At 73.4% G+C, this 1,507-nt stretch carries 1 protein-coding gene and 1 pseudogene; one reads left to right on the top strand and one right to left on the bottom strand.

Annotation, left to right across the window (positions count from 1 at the left end; translation table 11 throughout):
* Positions 1–91: 91 nt before the first annotated feature.
* A complete protein-coding gene (locus IE258_RS40620) occupies positions 92–1,429 on the top strand; it encodes a collagen-like protein (RefSeq protein WP_189750812.1) in 1,338 nt (445 codons plus the stop codon).
* Between the two features lie 2 nt (positions 1,430–1,431).
* Here the strand turns inward: IE258_RS40620 and IE258_RS40615 are convergent.
* Positions 1,432–1,507, bottom strand: a pseudogene (locus tag IE258_RS40615) (FAD-dependent thymidylate synthase); the annotation flags it as partial.

Raw genomic sequence — 1,507 nt, 5'->3', positions numbered from 1 at the left:
AGCGTGCAGCATCGGCGCGCTCTGATCGAAGCTCCGCACGACCAGCCTGGGCCCCCGCCCACCGCTTGAACGGACTCGCACGATGACGACGGTGACCGGAACCCTCCTCGGAAACTCCGATGCTCGCCGCGTCGGCATGCGGGCCGTCCTGGTCGACGTGACCGGCGCTCCTGCGGTCGGCTACGTGCCGTCGATGGAGGGGGAGCTGGTCCGCCCCGTCTCCATCCAGCCCGAACAGAACGGGGACTGGTCCGCGGAGCTGATCCCCAATTCTTTGATCGAGTCGGTGTCGGGGGACACCCTGTGGGCGGTCCTCGAGGGCCGCCACCTGGACGGCACCCCCATCACGTCCTACATCCTCGTCCCAGACGAGGGCGTGTGGTGGGTGGGGGACCTGCGTCTGGAGCTCGCCGCAGAACCGACGGAGGGCGGGGCGGTCGTGTACGCGGCCGGACCGGAAGGACCCGCCGGCCCGGCGGGGGAGACCGGTCCTGCGGGACCGCCTGGCCCGCCCGGTGAGCCGGGACCCGCGGGCGCTGACGGTGCACCCGGACCGGCCGGACCTCAGGGCGACCCCGGCGCCCAAGGGCCGGAAGGGCCGCAAGGCGAGACAGGACCGGCAGGACCCGCGGGCCCGCAGGGCGATCCCGGCCCGCAAGGCCCCGAAGGCCCCCAGGGGCCGGAAGGACCGCAGCCGCCCCTCGGAGACGCAGGCGCCGGACCCACCATCGCACTCCGCTCCACCGACCCCACCCTCACCAACCCGCGCACCCCCCTCCCGCACGCCCCCACCCACGCCACCGGCAGCACCGACCCGATCACCCCCGCCGCGATCGGCGCCCTCCCCACCAGCGGCGGCACCATCACCGGCCCCCTCACCACCACCGGGCCCGCCCTGGGCGAGGACCTGCCCGCCTCGCACGGCGCCGCCGCCTGGGCCTACGACCCTGCCCTCGCCGTGAACAGCACAGAGCTCTCCAACGGCGTCCTCTACCTGGTGCGCGTGAACATCGCCGCGCCCGTCACCGTGTCCCGCCTGTACTGGTGGGTGGGGAATCAGGGGTCGTCGCCGACGGCGGGCCGTAACGAGGTCGGCCTGTACGCGTCCACCGGGGCTCTGCTGGCCGCCACGAACGTCGACTCCGTCATCACCTCGGCGGGGTTGAAGACCACGGTGATCCCCGGCCAGACGCTGACGGCCGGGGCCTTCTACTGGGTGGGCCTGGTGTTCAACGCGTCCGTGCCCCCGACGTTGACGAGGGCGTCCGGGTGGACGGGGGTGGGGCAGGCTGCGAACTTCGGACTGTCCGCGGCTACGTTCCGGTTCGCGGTCAACGGCACCGGCCGCACCAGCCTGCCGGCGAGCATCACCCCGTCCGCGAACACCGGCACGGACATAGCCGGGCCGTGGGTTGCCGTGGGGGCGTGAGGTCAGGGCGCGACGCGGCCGTTGGCGTTGAAGGCGGCGTGGGTGAGCGGCATGAGGTTCGCCCAGTGGGTTTCCATC

Origin of the sequence: Streptomyces tendae, from assembly GCF_014650435.1 — a bacterium.
Classification (GTDB): Bacteria; Actinomycetota; Actinomycetes; order Streptomycetales; family Streptomycetaceae; genus Streptomyces; species Streptomyces tendae.
Note: the sequence above shows the minus strand (reverse complement) of the source record. Positions and strands in the feature narration are given on the sequence as shown.